The sequence below is a fragment of the Thiothrix sp. UBA5583 genome, assembly GCA_002425225.1.
Taxonomy (GTDB): Bacteria; Pseudomonadota; Gammaproteobacteria; order Thiotrichales; family Thiotrichaceae; genus Thiothrix; species Thiothrix moscowensis.
On the sequence record DILV01000026.1, the window covers coordinates 378,537 to 402,244 of the forward strand.

Below are 23,708 nucleotides of genomic sequence, written 5' to 3' on the forward strand. Positions count from 1 at the left end.
AAAGCTTAACAGAAGGTATGAAATGGCGACATTGGAAGGTAAGGTAGCACTGCTCACAGGCGCTGCCCGACGCATTGGTGCAGAAACTGCCCGCATCCTGCACGCAGCCGGGGCAACCGTAGTAATCCACTACCGCAATTCCTCACAGGATGCAGAGGCGCTCCAGACAGAACTGAATACCATCAGGGCAGATTCCTGTTTTTTGGTGCGTGGTGACTTGCTGGATGTGGCAAGCATTCCCGGCATCATCCAGCAAACACTGGCGCAAACCGGGCGGCTGGATATATTGGTTAATAATGCCTCCTCCTTCTATCCCACCCCGCTGGACACCCTGAGCGAACAGCAATTCGATGACCTGATTGGTACTAACCTCAAAGCCCCGTTGTTCATGGCGCAAGCCGCCGCAACACATTTGCGCAGCAGCCATGGCTGTATCATCAATATCGTCGACATCCACGGCTTCCGCCCGTTAAAAAACTATACGGCATATTGCGTGGCGAAAGCTGGTTTGCTGATGCTCACCCAATCGCTGGCCCGCGAACTGGGGCCGCAGGTGCGGGTGAACGGCGTTGCTCCCGGTGCGATCCTGTGGCCAGAAATGAGTGAAAACCACGCCATGCACGCCGACATCCTCGCCAAAACCGCCCTGCACCGCGAAGGCAACCCAGCGGATATTGCCAAGGCCGTGCTGTTTCTGGCGCGGGATGCCGATTATATTACCGGACAGGTGATTCCGGTGGATGGGGGGCGCTTGCTAAACCATTAGGCTGCCAAGAGCTGGGCGGGGGAAATGCCCAGTTTGCTGGGGCGTTGGGTTTGCAGGATTTTTAGCAGGACTATGGCACGATTTTCACCGTCATAATGCTGAAACACAGCCTCCAACCCGCGAAATGCGCCCTCTGTTATGATGACTTTTTCACCCGTGTGGAAACGGTCAAGGTCGATGGCGCGTTCGCTCAGTCCATCTTCCTCTGCTTTCAAGTCCGTAATCAGCTTGTCGGGAACAGGGGTGGGCAAGTTGGTTATGCCAAAGCGCACGATGCCACTGACGCCAAGCGTGGAGCGGATGGGTGCCCAGTTGTCTTCCAGCCCGTCATCCAAATGAATAAACATGTAACGTGGGAACAGGGATTCCACCACCTGCACCATTTTGCCACGCTGTTTCCGCAGCCGTTTGGCAAGCGGGCGGTAGACTTCATACTCCTGTTTTACTAGGTTTTCTTGCGCCAGCTCATCTTTATGGGGCTTACTAGTAAGCAAGTACCAGTGTCTTTGGTTAACAATTTCAGTCATATATTTTCTACATACCTTTTTTATTGCCATTGAGTAACGATCCGCCAATTGACCGTTTTCTCATCCCTTGACCCTGTTCGACTCCTTCCTCAATAGCCTAGAGCTATAAAGAAAGCTAGTCAATATTGAAAATCGCTTGATCGTTCCTATTTTAGACATGTAGTCGTATACTCGCGTTGCAAAAGTCATTTTCCATAAAATCATATTTTTGAAAATAAATTTCATAAATTACCGAATAAGTAACAGGCTCGATAATGATGATGGATAATCAGAATGTGCTGGTCGCGGCAACAGGGCTGTCGCGCTACTACAGCAATCATTGTGCGGTTGACCGCATTGACGTGCATTTACATAAAGGTGAGGTTTTGGGTTTGTTGGGGCCAAATGGTGCAGGCAAATCCACCACCATGCAGATGCTCACCGGTAATCTTGCCCCCTCTGTGGGAGAGATTCAAATCAATGGTATTGATTTGCTGGATGAACCGCACAAAGCCAAACAGCAAATTGGCTACTTGCCAGAACAGCCACCAGTTTACCGCGACCTGACAGTCGACGAATACCTGTATTACTGCGCTCGCTTGCGCAATGTAGCTGCAAGCCAGCGCAAGGAAGCCGTGGAACGTGCCAGTGAACGTTGTGGCTTGCAAGAGGTGGGCAAACGCCTGATCGGCAACCTTTCCAAAGGCTTCCGGCAGCGGGTCGGGATTGCGCAAGCTATCCTGCACAACCCGGCGGTGGTGATTCTGGATGAGCCAACGGTTGGCCTTGATCCTATCCAGATTCGGGAAATTCGCCGTTTGATCCGTGAGCTGGGGCAAGAACACGGCATTATCCTTTCCACCCACATTCTGCCGGAAGTTCAAGCCGTGTGTGACCGGGTGCAAATCCTCAATCGTGGCAAAACCGTGTTCAATGATAGTCTGCAAGGTGTTGAATCGCTGGAACAGGTGTTTTTTGACCTGATATTCCGTGAAGCAGATCATGTTCCAGCAGGGGAGGAGGTAGCATGAGTGCCATGTGGGCCATTGCCATCACCGAATTCCGTCGCATGTTTTTGTCACCGCTGGCGTGGAGCATTCTGGCGGTGGTGCAATTCATCCTCGCCTGGATATTCCTGCTGGGTTTGCAGGAATACATGACCCAAATCCAGCCGCTGACCACCACCATGGAAGACCCACCGGGCATCAGTGATCTGGTAGTTTCCGCCCTGTACCTGTGGGCAGGGATCATCATGCTGGCCGTAATGCCGTTGATGACCATGCGCCAGTTTGCAGAAGAGCGCATGAACCAGACCTTGCCATTGCTGACTTCCTCGCCGCTATCCAGTACCCAGATTGTGCTGGGAAAATATGTCGGTTTGCTGTTGTTTGTGCTGGTGATGGTGGGTTTGTTGAGCTTGATGCCTTTGTCACTGGCACTGGGGACGCAACTGGATTGGGGCATGTTGGCATCGGCAGCGTTGGGGCTGGTGTTGTTGCTGGCATCGTTTGCGGCTGCGGGTTTGTTCCTGTCGTCACTGGCGCGGCAGCCGGTGATTGCAGCGGTCACAACCTTTGGTTTGCTGCTGTTTCTGGTGGTGCTGTACATTTCCGGCAAGTCACAGGTGACAGGTAGTGAGGTGTTTGTGTACCTGTCGCATTTCGGTCATTTTCTGTCATTTCTGGAAGGCATGTTCGACAGCAGCGATTTGTTGTATTACCTGTTGTTTATCGGTGGTTTCCTGATCCTTACCATCCGCAAACTCGATAATGACCGGCTTCAGGGGTGAGACAGCATGAAAATGAATAAAACAGCCCATCGCTGGATCGGCTTGCAAAACGGCATTTTTTATCTGCTATTCGCAGCGGTGGTTGGTTTGCTGGGCTTTTTCGGGCATCAGTTTAAACTGCAAGCCGACTGGACGTACAACAATCGCAACAGTTTGTCCCAACCTACCCAGGCGTTATTGCAAACCCTGGACAAGCCATTGAAATTCATTGCCTACATTCCTGACAATCCTGGGCTGAAAAACCAGTTGGAAGGAGTTGTCAGCAAATATCAGCGGGTTAAAGCCGATACTAGCTTGGAATTCGTCAATCCCGATCTTGAGCCGCTACGCGCCAAACAGGACAAGATTGATTCCGCCGGGCAGCTCGCTATCCATCTGGGTGAACGCAGCGAAGTGGTCGAAGAAACCAGCGAGCAAGTCATTGCCAATGCCATCCAGCGCATGAGCCGGGGTGGGGAGCGGCTGGTGGTATTTCTGGAAGGCCACGGCGAACGCAATCCGCTGGCTACAGAATCCAGTGGCATGTCCAAACTGGCTGAATCCTTGCAACGCAATGGTTTCACGGTACAGCCCCATAATCTGGTGCGTACCCAGTCGTTACCCCAGAATGCCAGTGCCGTGGTCATTGCCGCGCCACAACAGGATTTGCTGCCAGGTGAAGTAGACATCCTGAAAAAATACGTGGAACAGGGTGGCAACCTGCTGTGGTTGCAAGACCCCGGCGGTTTGCACGGCTTGCAAGGGCTGGAAGAACAGCTTGGCCTGCAAATCCATGATGGAACCATTATTGATGCCAACGAAGCCCTGCAAATGCTGTTGGGTATCAACCACCCGGCAGTTGTGCCGGTAGTGGATTACGGAAAATCAGCCATCGTGCAAAAGCTGGCAGGTGTACAAACCCTGTTTCCGTTTGCCACTCTGGTTGAACCTGACCCAGCGGCTGCCAGTAAGGAGGGTGGGCCTGCCTGGAAAACGGATGCATTCCTCAATTCCTTGCCGACCAGTTGGCTGGAAAGCAGTGGAGTGCTGGAAGGTGCAGTAACGTTTGACGAAGGCAGTAATGACTTGCAGGGGCCGTTATCCATTGGCATAAGCCTGACCCGTACCTTGGAGGCTGCTACCGACAAACCGGACGCACCACCTCGCCAGCAACGGGTAGTCGTGGTCGGGGACAGCGATTTCATGCTCAACAGTTTTGTCGGGCATGGTGCGAATCTGGAACTTGCTACCAACATTTTCAACTGGCTCAGTGAGGATGACAATCTGCTGCAAGTGCCGCTGATCCGTGCGCCGGATACACAGATGGAAATGGGCGAAACCCTGGGTTTTGTGTTGGGTAGCCTGTTCCTGTTTGGGTTGCCGCTGGGTTTGTTAATGGCAGGCTTGCTGATCTGGTGGCGCAGGAGGAAACGTTGATGAGTGTTCAGGTCAGACGTTTACTGTTGAACTTGCTCCTGTTGCTGCTGGTGGTGGGCTTGGGTGGGGTGGCATGGTGGCAAACCAGCCAGCCCAAGACATTGCCAACAACCTTGTTGCCACTGACGCGGGCTGACATTACCCGTGTCACTATCAATCCCCAGCCGGGCAGTGACAAGCCTGTACTGGTACGTCTGGAACGCAGCGGTGATCAGTGGCAAATGCTAGAGCCGGAATCAATGCCCGCCAACCCTGCCCGCATCAGCCAGCTATTCACCCTGCTGGATGAAACGGTTGAAGCCTCTTACGCTGCTACCGGCAAAGACCTTAAACAGTATGGGTTGGAACCGGGCAATGCCAGCCTGACCCTGAACGAGGAAATCCTGCTGTTTGGTGCCGAAAACCCGGTTTCCCACAAGCGTTACGTTTTGCATCAAGGCCAGATCAAACTGGTGTCGGAAGCCGTGTTTGGCTTGCTGACAGGCGAGGCACTGGAGCTGGTTTCCCGCAAGCTGGTTCCTGAAGGGCGTCAGGTGAAAAGCCTGCAATTACCGCAAGGCCATGCCAGTAAGCCGGAAACTTTGCAAAACTGGCAGATGGCAGATGCTGTCCGGTTGGAAAAGCTGTCTGGCAAGGTGGCAGGAACGGGCAATATCACCCTGACGCTGGATGATGGCAGTAGTCTGGTTTTCAGCGTGTTGCCGCAAGCAGGTGATTTGGTACTGGTGAATGAGGCTGCCGGTTTGCGCTATACCTTGCCGGAACCACAACGGGCTAACTTGTTGCCGCCCGCTGAGTCATCGCCATAACCTGACTGATCATCGCCAACAATTCTGCCGGTTTGAACGGTTTGCCTATGAATTCGTCCATTCCGGCAGCGAAACAGGCTTCACGATCACGATCCAGGGTATTGGCGGTCAGGGCAATGATGGGAGTGTGATGACGCGAACCGTGTTCATGTTGACGAATGCGGCGGGTGGCTTCCAGCCCATCCATGATGGGCATTTGTACATCCATCAGGATTAGGTCGGGCTGGTGATCTGCCCAGGCAATGATGCCAGCCTTGCCATGTTCCGCGATTATGACTTCATAACCGGCCTGTTCCAGCACCTTTATTGCCAACAGGCGGTTGACCACATTGTCTTCCACCAGCAGGATTTGCAGGTTATCGTTCATTTGAGTGCGGGGCGTGATAGCAGCGGGTATGGCTGGCGTTACGGCTGCCTGTTTGAACGGCAAGCTGAAATGGAACAGGCTGCCTTGTCCGGGAGTGCTGGTCAGTTGCAGCTCACCCCCCATCAGGTGTACCAGACGTGCGGCAATGGTCAGTCCGAGGCCGGTTCCACCGTAACGGCGGGTGACGGTATTGTCGGCTTGCTGGAACGCTTTGAAAATGCTGGCCTGTTTATCGACTGAAATGCCAATGCCGGTATCACGCACGGCAAAATGCAGGCGTATTTGCCCGGCGGGTGCGGCGGGTTCGCGCTGGAGCGTGAGGTTGATGACACCTTCTTCGGTAAATTTCACTGCATTATCCAGCAATGCGCTCAATACCTGTTTGAGGTGTTTGGCATCGCCTTCCAGGTAGTCGGAAATGCTGCCATCAATGCCGTGGGTGACTGCCAGACGTTTGTGACTGGCGTGTTTGCGGCATACTTCAATGCATTCCTGTAGCAGTGGGCGTAACGCAAACGGGGCGTTTTCCAGTTCCAGTTCGCCCTGTTCCATGCGGGAGAAATCCAGAATGTGGTTGATGATTTCCAGCAGGTTATTGGCTGAGCTTTGTACCACATCCAGGTACTGGCGTTGGGTGGGGGTCAATTCGGTGTGCAGGGTCAAATCCGTCATGCCGATGATGCCATTCATGGGGGTGCGGATTTCATGGCTGATCATGGCGAGGAATTCGCTTTTGGCCTTGCTGGCCTGTTCGGCTGCATCACGGGCTTGCAGGGCTTCCTGCCGGGTGGTTTGCAATGCCGTGTAATTGAGGCAAGCCGTGCAGGCGCTATCCAGCCGTTTCATGATCGGGCCGAGTGCCAGCAGCCACATGGGTGAAAACGGTTTGTCCCGCAGGATAACCAACAACCCACTGCTGCCGATGGGCAGGAAATGGTAATGGATACCCGCTGCTTCGATGATTTCCCCCGGCTTGCTGATTTGCCATTGTCCGCTGGCAATACGTGCGATGTACTGATCCAGCAGGGGCAGTTTGTTGGCAAGCGTGCCATGCAGGCGCGGGTAACTGTGACAGGGCTGGTAGCTGTTGGTGGTGAACGGTGCATGATCGTACAGCCACACATGCGCACTCCGCCCGTTCAGTAAGCGCAGGGCGGGATACAGGAATTTGCGCAACATGGCGTGCAGTTCCTGATCCTGTCCGACCAGCAGCGCCAGTGCATACTGGATGGAAACGAGCTGGTTGGTGGCTTTCATGCCGCATCCCCCCGCTTGGGGACAACACCCACCGCAATGGTTTTATTGTCCATTTCCAGACAGGTTTCGCCGTTGTTGGCAATTTGCCCGTGGCTCAGGACGCCGAGCAGTGGAATGTCTGGTGGCAGTGCCGCACGGACGATGGCCAGTTCTGTGGCAAATTGTTCTCCCAACAATACCGGGCGACTGATGCTGTCGAATAGCAATGCCGGGTGTTTGCCAACACCCATAGCCGTGGCGGCTTGCACACAAGCGCGTGCCGTTGCCAGTATGTTCGCCTGCCTGCCTTTCAGAATGTATAACATGTGGTTGAGCGGAACCTCACCCACACATACCAGATCGTTACCCGACTGGAGCAACGGTGAACGCACGCTCAGTTCACCGTCCAGCTTTTCCAAGCCTAGCGGATAGGTATGTACCAGTTCGGCGAAACGCTTGGACTGGTGGCTGATACCACTGTCCGTTTCCACCACCTTGCGGTAAACCTCGAATGCCGGGCAGTAATCCAGGGTAGTAATGACGTTGTGATAAGCACCTGTCACCAGAAATGGTCCGGCGAATTTTTGCCAGCCATGCCCGCTGCTGATGTTGAGTGTGTAGCCCAGCGCAGCAATTTGCACACAGTCCTGTAACAAACCAGCATTGCTGAACAAGCAAGGCGTAATCCCTGTCAGCGGTGAACCTGCACCACCACCCAGATAACGGCAGTTATCGCCCAGCACTTCATACAAACTTGCCAGACAGCTAGACATCCGTTTGCCTGCGCTGTCGAACAGGGCAAGCAGGGTGGAACCGGGGGCTATGGCGGCGGCGAAGGCATCCACTGCTTCGGTAAAATCCCTGTCTTCCGCAGAAATATCCGGTATGTGTCTGATGGTCGTGACTGTGGGCAAGCCATATACAATGCTGCCGCGAGTCATCAAGAGCCGGTTTGCGATCAGTTGGGGGAAGATGCCACCAAATACTGGCACGGGTAGTGAGCGCAGTCTGGCATTGAGTGCAGCGGGCGTAAAACCGTTGGCAGCACAAGCCAGTAGCAACAGGCTTTTGGCTCCGCCTGCTAGCGCTGCATCAATATGCCGGAACAGGGCATCAGCAGAACCGCTGGTGTCGCTAAACAGCAGGTAAGACGAAGTGTGGTCGTGCATGGTGGTTCACTGTTTTTATTGTCGTCAATTATGCTGGCATTGTAAGGAATGCCAGCAGCCGACAGAAGCACGGCACGATAATCGTTAGGTTTACGCCGGTTTTGAGCACAGATTCAATTGGATTTGTGCAAGAGTTGTGCAATGTTCCACAATTTGGGCACGTATTCCACGGCTGCTTTCAAGGAGATGTCTGCCGGATTGCGCAAATGGGCGGCGTAAAGGTTGTGGTAAAAATTGGCGTAACTGATTTCCTGCCCCTGGTTTTGCATGTCTGCCAACAAGCGTTTGACATTGCCTGCACCCCAGTTGAAGGCAGTGAATGTCAGCAGCCATGCATCTGCTTCCGGGAAACGCGCAACCTTGGCAAAGTAGAAATGGTAGCGGTGCAAATGTACCTGCGCGGCTTGGGTACTGAGTTCGGCATCTGCTCGCAGTTTGTCAATGTTGGTGGTTTTGAGGGCATCCGTAACGTAGTCCAGCGTCTGGATTTCCGTGATCACTTCGGGTATCAGTTGCCAGTAACCGTAATCCCCATCTTTTTCCCCCTTGTGCCCATGCCATTGGGATTCCATGTAGGGAATCAGCATGATGGTGTCGGGCATCCCTTGCAGGTCATGCTTTTTGACAAAGGCGAAAGAGCGACGGAATGCCTCGTTGTAAATATTGATGCCCTTGTCGTTGCGCCAGGTAATATTGTTGCGCACAGCCGCAGATACGCGCAGGAAATCTTCTTTGCCACGTCCGTGCAGGGCGTTGTCCAGAAAAAACCGGAACAAGTCATGATGCTTTTGTGCAAGGTTATCCAGTGAAGGTTTGGCAGGTGTTTGGTAAGCCACTTTGACCCACGCAGCTTCATTGGCATGGCTGATGGCAGGAGTCAGTAAACTGTTCAGGGCAAGTAACAGGATGCTACGGGTAATAGTGCTTGTTACAGGTAACATTTTGCGGTCTTTTTCTTGTTTAAACAGCCGCTTATTTTAGCGGATCATATTGCATTAAGATACCTTTCTGCCATTATCCAGGTTTTACACTGTAGCGTAAGCCGGTCATGAGTGTGCCCATTATCGAAGTGCGCAACTTGCGCAAGCATTACCCCAAAGTCAAAGCCGTGGACGGGGTGGATTTTGCCGTGCGGCAAGGCATCTGTTTCGGTTTGCTGGGGCCGAATGGCGCAGGCAAAACCACCACGATTGAGATGATGGAAGGCATCACCCGGCCTTCTTCCGGCGAGATCCTCTACAAAGGTGAACCGCAAGGGGAACGCTTCCGGCAAGAAGCAGGCATCCAGTTCCAGTCCACCGCCTTGCAGGATTTCCTGACCGTGCGCGAAAACCTGAAATTTTTCAGCAGCCTTTATCCCAAGAGTTTGCCGCTGGAAGAGCTGATCGACATTTGCCGCCTGCGTGATTACCTCGACCGAGATGCCAGCAAGCTGTCCGGTGGGCAACGCCAGCGCATGTTGCTGGCATTGGCGCTGGTGAATGACCCGGATGTGGTGTTCCTCGACGAACCCACCACCGGCCTTGACCCGCAGGCGCGGCTGAATTTCTGGGAACTGGTCAACAGCATCAAGGCACGCAACAAGACCGTGCTGCTGACCACTCATTACATGGAAGAGGCTTATAACCTGTGTGATGAAATCGCCATCATGGATCACGGCAAGATCATTGCCCACGGCTCCCCCGACGAATTGCTGGCGGAGCATTTTCAGGATGTGATCATTGAACTGCCGGAACGTGATTTCCCGGACAGTGCTAAAACCATTCCGCACCGTTATCTGGACAAGGTGAACGGCACGGTGGAAATCATTACCCAGGATGTGAACGCCACCTTGGCGCAACTGATGCAGCACGGAGCATCACTGGCGGGTTTACAGGTACGCCCACGCACCCTCGAAGACCTGTTCCTGCAACTGACCGGCAAGGAGTTACGCGCATGATCAAACACATCTGGGCAGCCTTTTATGCCCGCAGTCTGGAGTATGTGCGTGACCGTTCGGCTCTGGGTTGGAATTTTATTCTGCCGGTGGCGCTGGTGTTCGGGCTGGCATTCATCTTTTCCGGTGATGGGCAACCGTTGTTCAAGGTCGGGGTGGTGACGGAAAACGCCACGGCGGAAGTGAAACCAGCCCCAACCCTGCACCCATTCCTGCATACCTTGCATGTGGATTTTTACAGCGTCCCACCACAAACGCTGGATAGTGCCATCCGCAAGGTCGGGCGGCACCAGGTAGACATGCTGCTTGATTTACGGGCAGGGCAGCAGCATTACTGGATCAACAGTGATTCGCAGAACGGTTACGTGCTGGAAAAGCTGTTGCAGGGTAGCGGTGGTGCGCCACTGGTCAAGCAGAGTGTGCAGGGTGCAGAAATCCGCTACGTGGACTGGGTGGTTCCCGGCATTCTGGGCATGAACATCATGTTCAGTTGCCTGTTCGGGGTGGGGTTCGTGATTGTGCGCTACCGCAAGAGCGGCTATCTGAAACGCCTGAATGCCACCCCGCTGAGTGCCACCGAATTCCTGCTGGCCCAGGTGTTGTCACGGCTGGTGCTGATCACGCTGGCCACCATCATTGTCTTTACGGGAACCAACCTGTTCATGCACTTTACCGTGGAAGGCAGTTATCTGGATTTGCTGGTGGTACTGGTGCTGGGTTCTTTCAGCCTGATTGCCTTGAGCCTGCTGGTGGCAGCACGGGTTAGCAGTGAGGAACTGGCAGGCGGGCTGCTCAACCTGTTGACTTGGCCGATGATGGTATTGTCCGGGGTGTGGTTTTCGATGGAAGGGACAAACTCGGTGATGCAGTGGCTGAGCCAGTTGTCTCCCCTGACCCACATGCTGGCGGCAGCACGGGCGATCATGCTGGATGGCGCAGGTCTGACTGACATCAGTGAACATTTGCTGGTGCTGGCGGTGATGTCGGTGGTGTTTCTGGCGGTGGGGGCTTACACGTTCAAGTGGACGGCGGAATAAGGGCTGCCAGATGTTGAGCCGGTAGCCCTTGCGTGCATCAGGCGGCGCGGGCTTCCATCTGGATACAGCCTTGTTCCAGCAGGGTGGGGTAAAGATGGACGGTTTCATCGTCGATGCGGCGGATAACCAGACCAAACAGTTCGCGTGTATCGGCTACAAACGCTTCATGGTCACGGATACGCAGTTCCTTGCCCTTGCACCAGCGCTTGCGGTACTGGTCGAAAATTCGCTTGATCTCGCCGGAACCGGACAGGAATTTGCGCCCGGTATTGCGTACATCATTGTCTTCGTGTACCAGCAATTCCTGATAAAGTTCGCGTTCTTCCACTTCCAGATGCTCGCGTACCATATTCAGGTATCTGAAAAACAACTCGCAGGACACGGCGGTGTCACACATGGCGCGTTCATTGATCAGATAACTGAGTACGTTGGAGAGTTCGGTAATCTTGTGGTTTTGCTCGTGTAATTCCATGTATGAAATCATGGTGCTGTCTCCTGTGGTTCTCTCTTCCTAGCGCGAAAAGCCCCGTTTTTGTAAGGGCTTTATGTCACCGTGAATGATAACACCCACTGACCGGCATGTTTAGGGGCAATTCAGGAAAATACAGGGGCATGTCTTGGGGTTTATACGGGTAACAACCTGCTGATAGAATGCCTTTTCTTGCGATGGATCAATAAAAGGATTTGGTATGCGTTTAGTTCAACGGGTGTTGGGTTTTTGCCTGTTATGGGTGTTGGCAGCAGGTAGTGTGCAAGCAGAAGAGACGCTCACGGTGGGTGTCAGGCCATCAGAGCCGTGGGTCATGTACGATGCCAGCCTGCCACCAGAACAGCGGCAACCGCGTGGTTTCAGCATTGATTTGTGGAATGCGCTTGCCAAGGAAATGGGCGTCAAAACCGAGTGGGTGTATTTTGATACGGTTCCCGACCTGATCAAGGCAGCACAGGAAAGCCGTGTGGATGCTGGCATTTCTGCCATTACCGTGACTAGTGAGCGCGAGGAGAAGGTAGATTTTTCCAACTCCATGTACGAACTTGGCTTGCAGATCATGGTTCCGGCGGATGCCAGCCCCAACCCGTGGCTGGTGGCTTTGGGCGAAATTGGCAAATTGTTTACTTGGCAAGTGGGGCTGGTACTGCTGGTGCTGGTAGGCATTTTTGCGCATGTGCGCTGGTGGGTGGATCGTCGTTCCAGTGACGGTGATGCCAGTTTCCCGGCAGAGTACCGGCAAGGGATGGGTGAAGCAGCCTGGTGGGCGCTGACCATGTTCATTACTTGGGATACACCGCCACGGCGTGGGTTGGCGCGGGTGGTGGATTTGTTCTGGTTCCTGATGGGGTTTCTGTGTCTGGGTATCCTGAGTTCCGTGATTACCGCTGCCCTGACCGAGCAAAACCTGAATAGCAATATCAAGGGTGTGCGTGATCTGCTCGACAAGCGGGTGGCGGCAGTGGCAACGGATGCCCCTAAGGATTACCTGACCAAACTGGGCATTACGGTTGTGCCTGTCAAGGATCTGGCAGAGGGTGTGCAAAAAGTGGCAAGCAAGCAAGTCGATGCACTGGTACACGATGGCCCTCGTCTGGTGTATCTGGCGGGTCAGCACAACAAGAATGAAAAAGCGGCTAAAGTTAACGTATTGCCTGCGAGTTTCAATCCGCAGATTTACGGGATTGCTTTTCCTACCAACAGCCCGTGGGTAGAGCCGGTCAACCATGCCCTGATGAAACTGCGCGAGGCACAAGGCATGAATGACAGCGTGCATGAAAGCCTGCGCAAACAGTGGATACCCAACTGATACATGTTGAACACAACCCACAACTGCCCGCAATGCGGTAGCCTGTTACCGCTCAACTTCCGTTATAGCAAGCTGGCGGTGTGCGGGCATTGTAGCAGTACCCTGTTTCTGGAAGATGCAGCAGTACGTTTGGCAGGCAAGGCATCGGTGCTGGCGGAGATGCCCAGCCTGTTGCAGTTGCAGGTTCCTTTCAGTTATCAGGGTAAAACTTACACGCCGGTAGGGCATGTGCGTTATCGCTATCAGGATGGCTTTTGGGACGAATGGTGGGTGCTGGATGGGGCTGATGGCTGTTGGGTCAGCGTGGACGAGGGTGATTTTGCGTTTGAAATTCCCCGCCCGGACTGGATACATCCGTTCCCTGACATCCGTACCGCGCAAGTGGGACAAACCGTCAAACGCCTCACGCAAAGCTGGGAGATTACCGAAAAAGACCTGTGCACCTGCGAAGGTGTGCAGGGGGAATTGCCGGAACACATCCTGCCCGGTGAACGCATGGGCTATTTGCATTTGTCCGGCCCGGAGAGCGCGTTGGTGACGCTGGAGTACCCCTTTCAGGGCGAGCCAATGGCTTACGAAGGACGCTGGGTTGATCCGTTTGAAATCCGGGTAACGACATGAGCAGTACGGCGAAACTGCGCAGTATCCGTTGTACCGCTTGTGGTGCACCACTTGCCCTGCATGGTGGCGGACACAAAATCCTCACCCTCAACTGCCAGCATTGTGGGGCAGTGCTGGATGCCCGCAAGGAATACGCCGTGCTGGCCCAGTTCAAGGAGCAGCAAAAACCGGACTGCCCGCTGGACATCGGGATGCAGGGCAAGCTCAAGGGGGTGGATTTCACCATTATCGGCATGGTAGGGCGGTTTGCTGAAGGTGAATGGGTCGACTTGCTGTTGTTCTCGCCGACCCACGGTTATGCGTGGCTGTCGTATGAAAACGGACATTTCACGTTCGCCCGGCGTATCCGTGATGTGCCTACCGGTGACATCTGGTTACTGGCTGTCAAAAAGCCACTGTATGTTGGCAACCGCACCTTCAAAATGTACGAACGCTATCAGGCTGACATCACCTACGTGGCAGGCGAGCTGACCTGGCTGGCGAAAGTGGGCGATTCGGCAGAAATGGCAGAAGCTATTGCGCCACCGTGGTTGCTGTCTGTGGAACGTACTGCTCGGGAAACCGAATTGTATCTGTGTGAATATTTGCAACCAGCGGATGTGGCGGCGGCTTTTCAGCTCACTGAGGCTTTGCCGGACAGAAAGGGTATCAACCCGGCACAACCGTTTGTTTCCCCCCGGCTGGAAGCTGTCAGCCGTGCGGCTCGCCCGTTTGTGCTGGTGGTGGCAGTGGTCATGCTGTTTATCTGGCTGTTCATGGGGGGCGAGGAAGTCCACCGTGAATACATTGCCCAGCCTGATCTGGTCAATGGCAAGGTAACAAAAAACTTCACCATCCATGACCATCACCGTCTGGTGGAAATGCAGATGGAGACCCGCCTGAACAATGCCTGGGCGTATCTGGATGTGACTGTCCAGCACAACAAGGCGGAAATCTATTCCTTTGGCAAGGAAATGGGTTTTTATTCGGGTTATGACGACGAAGGGTATTGGGAAGAAGGCAGCAACACGGCTTATGCCCATTTCAAGGTTCCCGAACCCGGTGAATACACCCTGCATGTGCAGGAATCCGAAGGCGGGGAAGGTGATCTGGCTGAGCAGAACAAGCCGCCAACGGCGCTGACTATTGCTATCCGCGAAAGTTACACCAGCCCGTATTATTTCGTGCTGTTGTCCATCCTGCTGGCGGTCGTAGCCATAGCCCATGCGGTGGCACGTGGCTGGTATGAATCACGCCGCTGGGCAGCCGTAACGGAGGATGACGACTGATGGCTCGCTGGATGATGTTGCTGTTTGCTGCACTGACCGTTGGGGCTGCGCTACTGACCTATTACAACGTGGGTCTGGAAGAAACCTATCTGGAGGACGCCAGCAGTGTGCGCCAGGGTAGCCACGGCGGCGGTTTCAGTTCCGGCGGTTACAGCCCCGGCAAATGAATGTTTTTACCACAAGGACAATTTTATGGCAGATTTGACGCTTGAACATATCATCTCCAGTCTGGTTTACGGCCTGATCGGGATGGGGCTGTTTGTTTTCACGATCTTTGTGCTGGAATGGATACGCCCGTTCCCACTGGAAAAGAAGATTGTTGATGAAAACAACACGGCGGTGGCGATTGTGGTGGCGGCGGTGATCATTGCGTTGGGGATGATTTATTCGTCGGCAATCCGATGACGGAAGCTGGTAAATTCCACCAGCAATTGGCGCTGCTGGCGGCGGCGTTCGTGATTGCCATTTGCGGGCTGATTTACGAACTGCTGGCGGGTACGCTTTCCAGCTATTTGCTGGGTGATTCGGTCTACCAGTTTTCGCTGGTCATCGGCTTGTTCATGAGCTCGATGGGGGTGGGGGCGTGGTGGTCACGTTTCCTTGAACAGGAATTACCGCGTCAGTTTATCCGCCTGCAACTGCTGATCGGGGTGTTGGGCGGTTTGTCTGCACCATTACTATTTTTTGCCTTTGCTATTCTCGACAATTACACGCCGTTGCTGCTGGTGCTGGTGTTCCTGCAAGGGGCGATGCTGGGCATCGAAATTCCCCTGATTATTCGCATCCTGCAAGAACATTTTTCGCTCAGGGTCAATGTCTCTAATGTTTTTACGGCAGATTATATCGGTGCATTGCTGGCAGCCTTGCTGTTTCCGCTGGTGTTGGTTCCACAACTGGGATTGTTGCAAACCGGCTTTCTGACCGGCTTGCTGAATGTCGTTGTGGGGGTGCTGGCGCTGTATGTGTTCCGGGCGGAAATACCACGCCTGCGCCCGTTGCTGCTTGCCTCGGTGGTTGCGGTGGTGATGTTGCTGGTCGGTTTTGCTTGGTCGGAACGGTTTACGTCCGCGATGGAAAACCGTTTGTATCAGGATGAAATCATTTTCACCCAGGATAGCCAGTTCCAGCAGCGTCTGATCCTGACTCGGCGTGGGGAGCGCATCCGTTTTTACCTCAACGGTGCTTTGCAGTTCGACAGTTTCGACGAATACCGCTACCACGAATCGCTGGTACATCCGGTGATGGGGCTGGTACGTGACCCTGCCAATGTGTTGATCCTAGGGGGCGGGGATGGTCTGGCAGCACGGGAATTGTTGCGTTACCCGACAGTGAAACAGATTACCCTGGTTGATCTTGATCCGGCAGTGACGCAATTGTTCAAGGCCAACCCGTTGTTGCGCCCGCTGAATCAGGATTCTCTCAACAATCCGCGTGTGCAGGTGGTGAATCAGGATGCGTGGAAATTTCTGGAAGCCAGCCCGCAGCTTTACGATGCCATTTTCATTGACCTGCCTGACCCCAACAATACCAGCCTGTCGCGGCTGTACAGCACGGCTTTTTATACGCTGGTGAAACAGCATCTGGCTCAAACCGGGGTGATGGTGACGCAGGCAACCTCGCCGTTGTATTCACGGCAGGCATTCTGGTGCATTGATGCGACCATGCAGCAGGCTGGCGGGGAAGTGGTGAAACAAGAACGCTGGTTTACCCTGCCTTACCATGTGCATGTACCCAGTTTTGGCGAATGGGGATTTGTGATGGCCTCGCGCCAGCCGTTGCGCCCGCAGCAAGTTCAGTTGGCAGGGCTGGAATACCGTTTCCTCAATACGGTAATCTTGTCACAACTGTTTGAGTTTCCATCTGATATGGGCAGGGTGGCTGTTGAACCCAACCAGTTGTCAACTCACCCCTTACTGCGTTATTACGAAGCAGGCTGGGCGCAGTGGTATCAGTGAGGCAATGAAAAACGCCGCTACAGGAGCGGCGTTGAGGTTTGTGCAACGGAAAGATCAGGTCAGGCGCGTTTAAACAGACCAATGATAAATAGCAGGATGACTGCGCCAATTACTGCCCAGATCAGGGTTCCCAGCAGCGGGCCGACTCCTAGGTTGAAAGACAGCATCCCGCCGACGAATGTGCCGATGACAGAGCCGACAATGCCCACGATGATGTTGCCAATCAGACCGAAACCGGCTCCCTGCATGATAATGCCCGCCAGCCACCCGGCAACGGCACCAATGCCCAGCATGATCAGAATTTGTGTAATTTCAGCACCCATAAACTGACTCCTTTTTACTGTGGTAAATCCATGTTTTTGGCAAGCGCCAGAAAAAGTATAGTTAATTCTTGGGTGGTTGCTCATCCAATTGCACTTATTGGGTCAGTGAGCGGATGTATGTGTGGTTAACCCGGATAACCGGGCTGGACTAAAGCCTATTTTGTTTGCCGGATATAGGCTTGGGCGAAACGCTTGCCCAGTTCCAGTTGCCCGGCAGCATCCAGATGAATGCCATCCCCCAGTTTGCCCAGACCGTCAGTCAACACCATGCGGGCATTGACCAGCGAGTTAGGCAGGGTTTGCTGTTGCTGGCGGACGGCTTCAATGGATGCTTGAAAAGCCGGGTGTTGCAGGTTGGTTTGCCCGAACAGGAACAGGCTGTGAGGGGAGTCCAGATCGTTGCGCAGATTTTCAATCATCTGTTTGAGTTGGTTGCCATATTGTTTGGCAATGGGCAGGCTGCTTTGGGCATCACTTTCGCCCTGCATCCACACAATCGCGTCAACCTGCGGGCTGGTTTGCCCTTCGGTGGCGAAACCGATTTGCCGCAGCAAGCCTTTGTATAAGGCCTGACCGGGTTGCCATTGGCGGATCATACTGCCGGAAGCAGCTTGTTTGACCAGAATGATGCGGTCTTGCGGGAAAGCCTGGGCGAGGGTGTGGGCAAAGCTGACTTCCGGGCCGAAATACGCGAATTGCGCCAGTTTGCGTTCGCGCCCCTGATAAAAGTAATGCACATTGGTCGGCGTTGTTTTGTAAGCATGTGGCAAGTCATGGGTTTTGCCGCGTCCCATCATGTTGGACTGGCCTGCCAGAATGATCAGGCGGTCTTTGGCCCACAGGCTGGTGGGTTGCAGGCACAAGGCCAGGAGCAGCAGAGAGTGTGTCATGCGCATGAATCGGGAATCCTTTCCAGATAAGAACTGCCCGACTCTAGCACACCCGGAGGAAAGTCGCAGGCAATAGCCTGAATTTGCTGGTGATTTATCCTTATGACGGCCTATTATCGTGCAATACATGAGTTTTGCGTGACTTTTTCCAGCAGCGTATTAGACTTGCGCAGTTTTTCCAATGAGAGCTTTAACGGTATGGAATGGTTGTGGGACGTTAACATCTGGAGTGCCCTGATTACCCTGACGGTGCTGGAGATTATCCTAGGCATCGACAATATCATTTTCCTGACCTTGCTGGTCGGCAAGCTGCCCAAGGAGAAGCAGGCATTTGCCCGCCGCTTCGGTTTGCTGGCAGCGATGGGAACCCGGATTTTACTGTTGTTGTCAGTAGCATGGTTGGCAAAGCTGGTAGAACCGCTGTTTGAAGTAATGGGGCATACGGTTTCCGGGCGGGATTTGGTGTTGCTGTTGGGGGGGCTGTTCCTGATCTACAAGGCGGTTACGGAAATTCATGGCAGTCTGGAAGGTGGTGAGGAACTGCACGGCCCCAAACATGTCCCCAACCTGTTGCCACTGGTGATTATCCAGATTGCCATCATCGACATTGTGTTCTCGCTGGATTCCGTCATCACGGCGGTCGGTATGGCGGATCATGTAGGGGTGATGGTGGCTGCCATTGTGATTGCGATTGGTGTCATGATGTTTGCTGCCAAACCGATTGGCGATTTCGTGGAAGCCAACCCGACGTTCAAGATGCTGGCTCTGGCCTTCCTGGTACTGGTCGGTGTGGCACTGGTTGCGGAAGGTATGCACGAAGAAATCCCCAAGGGTTATCTGTATTTTGCGATGGCTTTCTCGTTTGGGGTGGAAATGCTCAACATGCGTCTGCGTAAACGCAAGGGTGAAACCGTGCATTTGCACCAGATTTATGATGACGTTGAAAAGGAATCGGCAGGACGTTAATCGCTGTTAGCCCAGTGATTGTTTCCACTGGGCGAATGCAGCTTGTTGCTGGCGCAAGCTGGCAACCTGCTCAGGCAGGGCTGGTGCGAACATGGGCAGCATGTGTTCCGGGTCAGGTGGCAAGCCAGCCCGCAATACGTAGAAATGGTTGCCGAAATCACGGTTGCGTGCATCGGCAGCGGGGTAGCAATCCCGCCGTGCACCAGTCAGCAAAGGGATCAGCCCTGCTTGATCCAGTTGCCCGCGCACCGCGAAAAAGGCTTCCACCAGATCCGTGCCGTTGGCATCAAATGACTGATCTCGTTCCGGCAGGCTGATCATGATCTGGTTGATACGGCCTTCACAATAACCCAGCAGCGCCTGATGCTGCTGGCCTTGCGTATCCAATAATTCAAGATTCATGTAACTGTGAGCGGATTGTGCTTCCCTGACCAGTGGTGCTTCCGGGTCATACGGCGAAGCCTCCTGAATGCCGAACAAGCGTTGCAGCAAGCGTAACAACATGTGTGTTTCTCATGATAATGCCCAAGTTAGAGTGTAAATTAAGCAGGCTTGCGCATGGATGAATTGGTTTTACAGTATTAGACTTGCGCGAACTCTATTGAATGGATGCATGATGAAAAAACTTTTACCAAGGTTTGGGGCAGCGCTCATTGGAATGCTCTGTGTGGGCGTGGCGTTGGCAGTTCCTCCTGACCTGACTATCCATAGCAGCCTGACGATTTCGCCTGCCGAGGTTAATGGGATCAAGTTGACCGAATTATCAGCACTAGCTTGGGATGCTGATGAACAGGTGTTGTATGCCCTTTCCGACAAGGGGCGGGTATTCCATCTGCGTTTGCAATTATCCGGTAATACCCTGGAATCGGCAGAGCCTGTATTTGCCGCCCAGTTGCTGGATAGCAAGGGCGTGCCATTGAAGCGGGGGCGTGCTGATGCGGAAGGTTTGACCGTTCTCAATGCAAACAACCGCAAGCGCGGGGATAGCGTGCTGGTGGTTGCACTGGAAGGCGAGCCGCGCCTGGTGCGTTTCACCCCGCAAGGGCAAGCCATCAGCAACATCGACCCGCCTGAACCCCTGCGGACTCGTGCGCGATTCCAGCATGGCAATGATGCACTGGAATCGGTTACTTTCCATCCCCGCTATGGTTTTCTCAGTGCCCCGGAACAGCCTTTGAAAGGTGAGCCGCCTGACCTGCATTCCGTCTATTCCACTAGGGGACAGAAGTGGTCTTTCATGGCTTACCCGGCAGAAAACAGTGGCATCAGTGCGCTGGAAGTGTTGCCCGATGGTAATTTGCTGGTGCTGGAGCGTGCCTGGTCTGGGTTTTTAAATCCGTTGGTGATCAGTTTGCGCTACTTGGATTTTGGGCAGTGTTCACGGGATGGGGCTTGTACCGCGCAGGATTTGCAGGTGCTTTCCAGTCGTCTGGTAGTTGATAATTTTGAAGGGCTTACCCATATTCAGGGCAACCAATACCTGATGGTCAGCGATGATGGTGACAGCGACTGGCTGCGTACCAACCTGACCCTGTTTACCCTTGATCCGGCAGGAAACTGACATGAGTAGCAACCGATCTTTCAACCTGTTTTTGTGGGCTTTGCTGGGCGTATTCCTGCTGTGGGTGGCGCAGCCGGTGTGGAGCCCCTGGTTTCAGTCGGGCAGCCGGACAGCAGAGCCGCGTCCGGTAGTGGCGCGTGGCGATTTGGCAACCGATGAGCAGGCAACCATCGACATTTTCGAACAAAACAGTGCGTCGGTGGTGTATATCACCACGGTTGAACGGGTGCTGGATTTTTGGACGCGCAATGTGAGTGAAGTGCCCAGTGGTACGGGAACAGGATTCGTTTGGGATGGCAACGGACACATTGTTACCAACAATCATGTGGTGGAAGGCCACAAGACTGCCAAGGTGCGTCTGTCTGACCAGCGAGTGTTTGATGCAGTCGTGGTGGGAGCCAGTGCTGAGCACGATCTGGCGGTATTGCGCCTGCAAAAAACAGCCGATGTGCCGCCGCCCGTGCAAATTGGTACGAGTGGCGATCTGAAAGTCGGGCAAAAAGTGTTTGCCATCGGTAATCCCTTCGGGCTGGATCATACCCTGACCTCGGGCATCATTTCGGCACTGGGGCGCAGCATTGGTGATGAAGAGGAAGGCGGCGACATGAAAGGCTTGATCCAGACAGATGCTGCCATCAATCCGGGCAACTCGGGTGGCCCGCTGCTGGATAGTGCCGGGCGTGTCATCGGGGTTAACGTGGCAATTTACAGCCCCTCGGGGGCTTCCGCCGGTATCGGCTTTGCCATTCCGGTGGATGTGGTCAACCGGGTTGTACCGCGTCTGGTGAAAGACGGGCGCTATACCCGCCCGGTGCTGGGGATTGAAGCGGATGATTCCGTCAGTCGCCGTATTACCCAGCGTCTGGATACGGAGGGTGTGCTGGTACTGCGGGTGGCAGAGGGTTCCCCAGCAGCACAGACCGGTATTCGGGGAACTAGCCTGACCAGTAATGACGATGTTTTGCTGGGCGACATCATTCAGTCCATCGACGGCAAACCGACCCTGACGGTCGATGAACTGACTTCCGTGCTGGATGATTATGCACCTAATAGCAAGGTGCGTCTCAAGCTGCTGCGTGATGGCAAGGACACGCTTGAGGTGGAGGTTGTCCTGAGCATGACGCGGTAGTGGGATTCTGATTTTTTACCTGGCATGGTGTCTGTGAACTCATGGGTATGATATGTTGGTGAGAGGTTATGCCCGGCTATAAAAGGAGGCAGTATGTCGTTTGTTGCATCGCTAGCAAAACCACACAGTTGGACACGTAGCGAGTACGAGCGCATGGTTGACGCAGGTGTGTTTCATCCTGATGCCCGTTTTGAACTGATTGATGGCGAGATTATTGACATGGCGCCACAGGGTAGTTACCACGCAACCTCCATTCAGGTAATGGCGGATTATATTCGCAACCTGTTTGGAACAGGCTACCATGTGCGTATCCAGATGCCATTGGCGCTGGGAGAGGCTTCCGAGCCTGAGCCTGATGTCGCAGTGGTAACAGGTAACTTCCTTGACTACCGCCACGTCCATCCACAAGCAGCCGCACTTGTCGTCGAAGTGGCTAACAGCACATTAGCCTATGACCGACTGAAAGCAACTACCTATGCCAATCATGGTATTTCGGAATATTGGCTGGTAAACCTGGAAGAAAATTGCCTTGAGGTCTTCCAGCAGCCGGAAAATGGGCGATATACCAGTTATCGTAGTTTGAAGACGGGGAGTGCGTTTGTGTGTGGCAACGGCAAGCAGGTGATGGTTGGTAGTGTGCTGGTGTAGTCATTCACATCGCATTCGAGAGCCACTTTTGCTAATATTTTAAGGGAATCAAATTGAGTGCAGCCCGACTATGCCAACCAGAGACATCTACCATAATACCGTTAAACACGCTTTAGAAAAAGGCGGGTGGGATGTCACGGCTGACCCATTCCTGTTACGTGCTGGCGCAATCTCCATGTATGTCGATTTAGGGGCAGAACGTTTGCTGGCAGCCAATAGAAATGAAGAGAAAATTGCGGTAGAAATTAAATGCTTTTTACAAGCTTCTGATATCTCTGAGTTCCATGCGGCATTGGGGCAATTCATGAACTATCGCCTTGCCTTGAGTAAGCAAGAACCTGACCGCGTTCTGTATCTTGCTGTACCTGCCGATACTTACGACTCATTTTTCATCCAACCCTTCATTCAAGATGTATTGCATCAGTATGAGGTTAAGCTGATTGTATTCAAGCCTGATCAAGAGGTTATCACGCAATGGATAAGTTAATGCTGTACCGTCAAGCCATCAAAAGTCTGCTTAAAGAATATGCTGATCTTTCCGCTGCGGATAAAGAGGTGGATACCCAATTGCTGTTTGATGAAGCACATGATCACTACCAACTCATGCACGTTGGCTGGATAAATGGGCAACGCATCTACGGTTCAGTCATTCACCTAGATTTGATCAATGGCAAAGTCTGGCTACAACACAATGGTACAGAAGGCGATATTGCCCAAGAGTTGATGGCTGGCGGTGTGGTACGGGAAGATATTGTGCTGGGTTTCCGTTCGCCTGCGGTACGTGTGCATACAGGTTATGCGGTTGCTTGAGCGCATAAACGCATCACAAGATGCTCAATTTGTTGCAGGCTTGCACATTGACCTCGACAAACGCCTCCCAAGTCATGAATGGTTGGTAATTGATCTCATATTGCTCATCCACACGGCAAATACTGGGGCGGTTAGCATAAATACTACACTGCCTGTTGCTGTCGTCGTAATGCTGGCAACAACCATCACCACGATCCAGAAACTGGGTTTCGGTGGCTAAGTGGACGTTGCGGCAACAGGTAACTGATTGCAAAGCCTTTGCTGGTATCGACAATCACTTGTGCTGCCACGTCTCCCTTGGTGGTTTTGCCTTGTGACAGTTGATAAAGCCCGCTGACTCCTGATGCTACACCGCTAAAGGTTGCTCCCATTTTTCCGGCTTGCATACCGGATTGGTGCATGTCGGAGAGGGCAGCTTTGGCTTCAAACCCGTTAGCAACCCGATTCGCGTGTTTACTATCGGTGGCTTTTAAGGCTTCGTCATAGGTGGTGTCGCCGGATGCAACATTGTCGGCTTCCACGCATTTGTGTAGCCTTTCGGAGGCACTTGTATAGTTGTTGGGTTCTTTGTGAGGTTCCCTTGTCGTGTTTATTATACTGAGCAATGTCACCAATTGATTTTGGCTCATTGTGTGTTTCGTGGTCTTGCAGGGTGAACCTTGAAACTGGTGGCACCCAGCCCAACTGATAGCCATCCGATAAGTCAG

29 protein-coding genes are annotated in these 23,708 nt (G+C 53.5%); 19 read left to right on the forward strand and 10 right to left on the reverse strand.

Features of this window, described 5'->3' with window-relative positions:
- The first annotated feature begins 22 nt into the window (after nt 1–22).
- Nucleotides 23–766 carry a pteridine reductase gene (locus B2U47_RS10605; RefSeq protein ID WP_296676949.1) on the forward strand — a complete coding sequence of 248 codons (744 nt, stop codon included), beginning with the start codon at nt 23–25 and terminating at the stop codon, nt 764–766.
- Here B2U47_RS10605 and rfaH read toward each other — a convergent pair.
- Nucleotides 763–1,260, reverse strand: coding sequence for a transcription/translation regulatory transformer protein RfaH (gene rfaH / locus B2U47_RS10610; protein ID WP_296688356.1), 498 nt, complete (start codon nt 1,258–1,260; stop codon nt 763–765). The genes B2U47_RS10605 and rfaH overlap by 4 nt on opposite strands.
- 287 nt (nt 1,261–1,547) lie before the next feature.
- On the opposite strand from rfaH, the gene B2U47_RS10615 reads away from it, so the two are divergent.
- Genes B2U47_RS10615 through B2U47_RS10630 form a run of 4 tightly spaced genes read left to right on the forward strand, consistent with a single transcriptional unit; the run spans nt 1,548 to nt 5,286 of the window.
- Nucleotides 1,548–2,303: an ABC transporter ATP-binding protein gene (locus B2U47_RS10615; protein WP_296676955.1), complete on the forward strand. Its 756-nt coding sequence runs from the start codon at nt 1,548–1,550 to the stop codon at nt 2,301–2,303.
- Complete coding sequence (locus B2U47_RS10620) at nt 2,300–3,061, forward strand: ABC transporter permease subunit (protein WP_296676958.1); 762 nt, start codon at nt 2,300–2,302, stop codon at nt 3,059–3,061. The genes B2U47_RS10615 and B2U47_RS10620 overlap by 4 nt, the downstream gene beginning before the upstream one ends.
- A 6-nt stretch (nt 3,062–3,067) precedes the next feature.
- The gene (locus tag B2U47_RS10625; protein WP_296676960.1) at nt 3,068–4,477 is read left to right on the forward strand and encodes a GldG family protein; all 1,410 of its coding nucleotides are present in this window, start codon (nt 3,068–3,070) and stop codon (nt 4,475–4,477) included.
- The gene (locus B2U47_RS10630) at nt 4,477–5,286 is read left to right on the forward strand and encodes a DUF4340 domain-containing protein (RefSeq protein ID WP_296676962.1); all 810 of its coding nucleotides are present in this window, start codon (nt 4,477–4,479) and stop codon (nt 5,284–5,286) included. The genes B2U47_RS10625 and B2U47_RS10630 overlap by 1 nt, the downstream gene beginning before the upstream one ends.
- Here the strand turns inward: B2U47_RS10630 and B2U47_RS10635 are convergent.
- From B2U47_RS10635 to B2U47_RS10645, 3 genes are all read right to left on the reverse strand, one after another.
- A complete protein-coding gene (locus B2U47_RS10635; RefSeq protein ID WP_296676965.1) occupies nt 5,252–6,910 on the reverse strand; it encodes a response regulator in 1,659 nt (552 codons plus the stop codon). The two genes, B2U47_RS10630 and B2U47_RS10635, sit on opposite strands and share 35 nt — an antisense overlap.
- Nucleotides 6,907–8,058: an FIST signal transduction protein gene (locus B2U47_RS10640; protein WP_296676969.1), complete on the reverse strand. Its 1,152-nt coding sequence runs from the start codon at nt 8,056–8,058 to the stop codon at nt 6,907–6,909. The genes B2U47_RS10635 and B2U47_RS10640 overlap by 4 nt, the downstream gene beginning before the upstream one ends.
- Before the next feature lie 113 nt (nt 8,059–8,171).
- Entirely contained in the window at nt 8,172–8,999 is an 828-nt protein-coding gene (locus B2U47_RS10645; protein ID WP_296676971.1) for a transglycosylase SLT domain-containing protein, read from the reverse strand.
- Nucleotides 9,000–9,106: 107 nt separating this feature from the next.
- Here B2U47_RS10645 and B2U47_RS10650 point away from each other — a divergent pair, with 107 nt between their 5' ends.
- Entirely contained in the window at nt 9,107–9,997 is an 891-nt protein-coding gene (locus B2U47_RS10650) for an ABC transporter ATP-binding protein (protein ID WP_296676973.1), read from the forward strand.
- A complete protein-coding gene (locus tag B2U47_RS10655; protein WP_296676976.1) occupies nt 9,994–11,031 on the forward strand; it encodes an ABC transporter permease in 1,038 nt (345 codons plus the stop codon). The genes B2U47_RS10650 and B2U47_RS10655 overlap by 4 nt, the downstream gene beginning before the upstream one ends.
- A 37-nt stretch (nt 11,032–11,068) precedes the next feature.
- On the opposite strand, the gene B2U47_RS10660 is transcribed toward B2U47_RS10655, so the two are convergent.
- On the reverse strand, nt 11,069–11,515 hold the full coding sequence (locus B2U47_RS10660; RefSeq protein ID WP_296676977.1) for a hypothetical protein: 447 nt from the start codon (nt 11,513–11,515) through the stop codon (nt 11,069–11,071).
- 205 nt (nt 11,516–11,720) lie between these two features.
- Here B2U47_RS10660 and B2U47_RS10665 point away from each other — a divergent pair, with 205 nt between their 5' ends.
- Genes B2U47_RS10665 through B2U47_RS10690 form a run of 6 tightly spaced genes read left to right on the forward strand, consistent with a single transcriptional unit; the run spans nt 11,721 to nt 16,674 of the window.
- Nucleotides 11,721–12,830, forward strand: a complete 1,110-nt coding sequence (locus B2U47_RS10665) for a transporter substrate-binding domain-containing protein (protein WP_296676979.1) — start codon at nt 11,721–11,723, stop codon at nt 12,828–12,830.
- A gap of 3 nt (nt 12,831–12,833) precedes the next feature.
- A complete protein-coding gene (locus B2U47_RS10670; RefSeq protein WP_296676981.1) occupies nt 12,834–13,451 on the forward strand; it encodes a DUF4178 domain-containing protein in 618 nt (205 codons plus the stop codon).
- A complete protein-coding gene (locus B2U47_RS10675) occupies nt 13,448–14,719 on the forward strand; it encodes a DUF4178 domain-containing protein (protein WP_296676983.1) in 1,272 nt (423 codons plus the stop codon). The genes B2U47_RS10670 and B2U47_RS10675 overlap by 4 nt, the downstream gene beginning before the upstream one ends.
- A complete protein-coding gene (locus B2U47_RS10680; RefSeq protein ID WP_296676985.1) occupies nt 14,719–14,886 on the forward strand; it encodes a hypothetical protein in 168 nt (55 codons plus the stop codon). Before B2U47_RS10675 ends, B2U47_RS10680 begins: the two co-directional genes overlap by 1 nt.
- 25 nt (nt 14,887–14,911) lie before the next feature.
- Entirely contained in the window at nt 14,912–15,124 is a 213-nt protein-coding gene (locus B2U47_RS10685; RefSeq protein WP_296676988.1) for a DUF350 domain-containing protein, read from the forward strand.
- Entirely contained in the window at nt 15,121–16,674 is a 1,554-nt protein-coding gene (locus B2U47_RS10690) for a polyamine aminopropyltransferase (protein WP_296676990.1), read from the forward strand. Before B2U47_RS10685 ends, B2U47_RS10690 begins: the two co-directional genes overlap by 4 nt.
- 59 nt (nt 16,675–16,733) lie before the next feature.
- On the opposite strand, the gene B2U47_RS10695 is transcribed toward B2U47_RS10690, so the two are convergent.
- Both B2U47_RS10695 and B2U47_RS10700 read right to left on the reverse strand, forming a co-directional pair.
- Nucleotides 16,734–16,997, reverse strand: coding sequence for a GlsB/YeaQ/YmgE family stress response membrane protein (locus tag B2U47_RS10695; protein WP_296676993.1), 264 nt, complete (start codon nt 16,995–16,997; stop codon nt 16,734–16,736).
- A gap of 155 nt (nt 16,998–17,152) precedes the next feature.
- Entirely contained in the window at nt 17,153–17,893 is a 741-nt protein-coding gene (locus tag B2U47_RS10700) for a sialate O-acetylesterase (RefSeq protein ID WP_296676995.1), read from the reverse strand.
- A 132-nt stretch (nt 17,894–18,025) separates the two neighbouring features.
- On the opposite strand from B2U47_RS10700, the gene B2U47_RS10705 reads away from it, so the two are divergent.
- The gene (locus tag B2U47_RS10705; protein ID WP_296676998.1) at nt 18,026–18,853 is read left to right on the forward strand and encodes a TerC family protein; all 828 of its coding nucleotides are present in this window, start codon (nt 18,026–18,028) and stop codon (nt 18,851–18,853) included.
- A 6-nt stretch (nt 18,854–18,859) separates the two neighbouring features.
- Here B2U47_RS10705 and B2U47_RS10710 read toward each other — a convergent pair whose 3' ends face one another.
- A complete protein-coding gene (locus B2U47_RS10710; protein WP_296677000.1) occupies nt 18,860–19,357 on the reverse strand; it encodes a hypothetical protein in 498 nt (165 codons plus the stop codon).
- A 109-nt stretch (nt 19,358–19,466) separates the two neighbouring features.
- On the opposite strand from B2U47_RS10710, the gene B2U47_RS10715 reads away from it, so the two are divergent.
- The 5 genes from B2U47_RS10715 (at nt 19,467) to B2U47_RS10735 (ending at nt 23,001) form a co-directional block, all read left to right on the forward strand.
- Entirely contained in the window at nt 19,467–20,414 is a 948-nt protein-coding gene (locus B2U47_RS10715; RefSeq protein WP_296677003.1) for an esterase-like activity of phytase family protein, read from the forward strand.
- A 1-nt stretch (nt 20,415) separates the two neighbouring features.
- Nucleotides 20,416–21,543 carry a S1C family serine protease gene (locus tag B2U47_RS10720; protein ID WP_296677005.1) on the forward strand — a complete coding sequence of 376 codons (1,128 nt, stop codon included), beginning with the start codon at nt 20,416–20,418 and terminating at the stop codon, nt 21,541–21,543.
- A gap of 93 nt (nt 21,544–21,636) precedes the next feature.
- A complete protein-coding gene (locus B2U47_RS10725) occupies nt 21,637–22,191 on the forward strand; it encodes a Uma2 family endonuclease (RefSeq protein ID WP_296677007.1) in 555 nt (184 codons plus the stop codon).
- Between the two features lie 70 nt (nt 22,192–22,261).
- Complete coding sequence (locus tag B2U47_RS10730) at nt 22,262–22,678, forward strand: element excision factor XisH family protein (RefSeq protein WP_296677010.1); 417 nt, start codon at nt 22,262–22,264, stop codon at nt 22,676–22,678.
- Nucleotides 22,666–23,001, forward strand: coding sequence for a XisI protein (locus B2U47_RS10735; RefSeq protein WP_296677012.1), 336 nt, complete (start codon nt 22,666–22,668; stop codon nt 22,999–23,001). The genes B2U47_RS10730 and B2U47_RS10735 overlap by 13 nt, the downstream gene beginning before the upstream one ends.
- A 13-nt stretch (nt 23,002–23,014) precedes the next feature.
- Here B2U47_RS10735 and B2U47_RS17275 read toward each other — a convergent pair whose 3' ends face one another.
- Both B2U47_RS17275 and B2U47_RS10740 read right to left on the reverse strand, forming a co-directional pair.
- On the reverse strand, nt 23,015–23,275 hold the full coding sequence (locus tag B2U47_RS17275; protein WP_414717829.1) for a YkgJ family cysteine cluster protein: 261 nt from the start codon (nt 23,273–23,275) through the stop codon (nt 23,015–23,017).
- Entirely contained in the window at nt 23,187–23,522 is a 336-nt protein-coding gene (locus tag B2U47_RS10740) for a hypothetical protein (RefSeq protein ID WP_296677014.1), read from the reverse strand. Before B2U47_RS10740 ends, B2U47_RS17275 begins: the two co-directional genes overlap by 89 nt.
- Nucleotides 23,523–23,708: the final 186 nt, after the last annotated feature.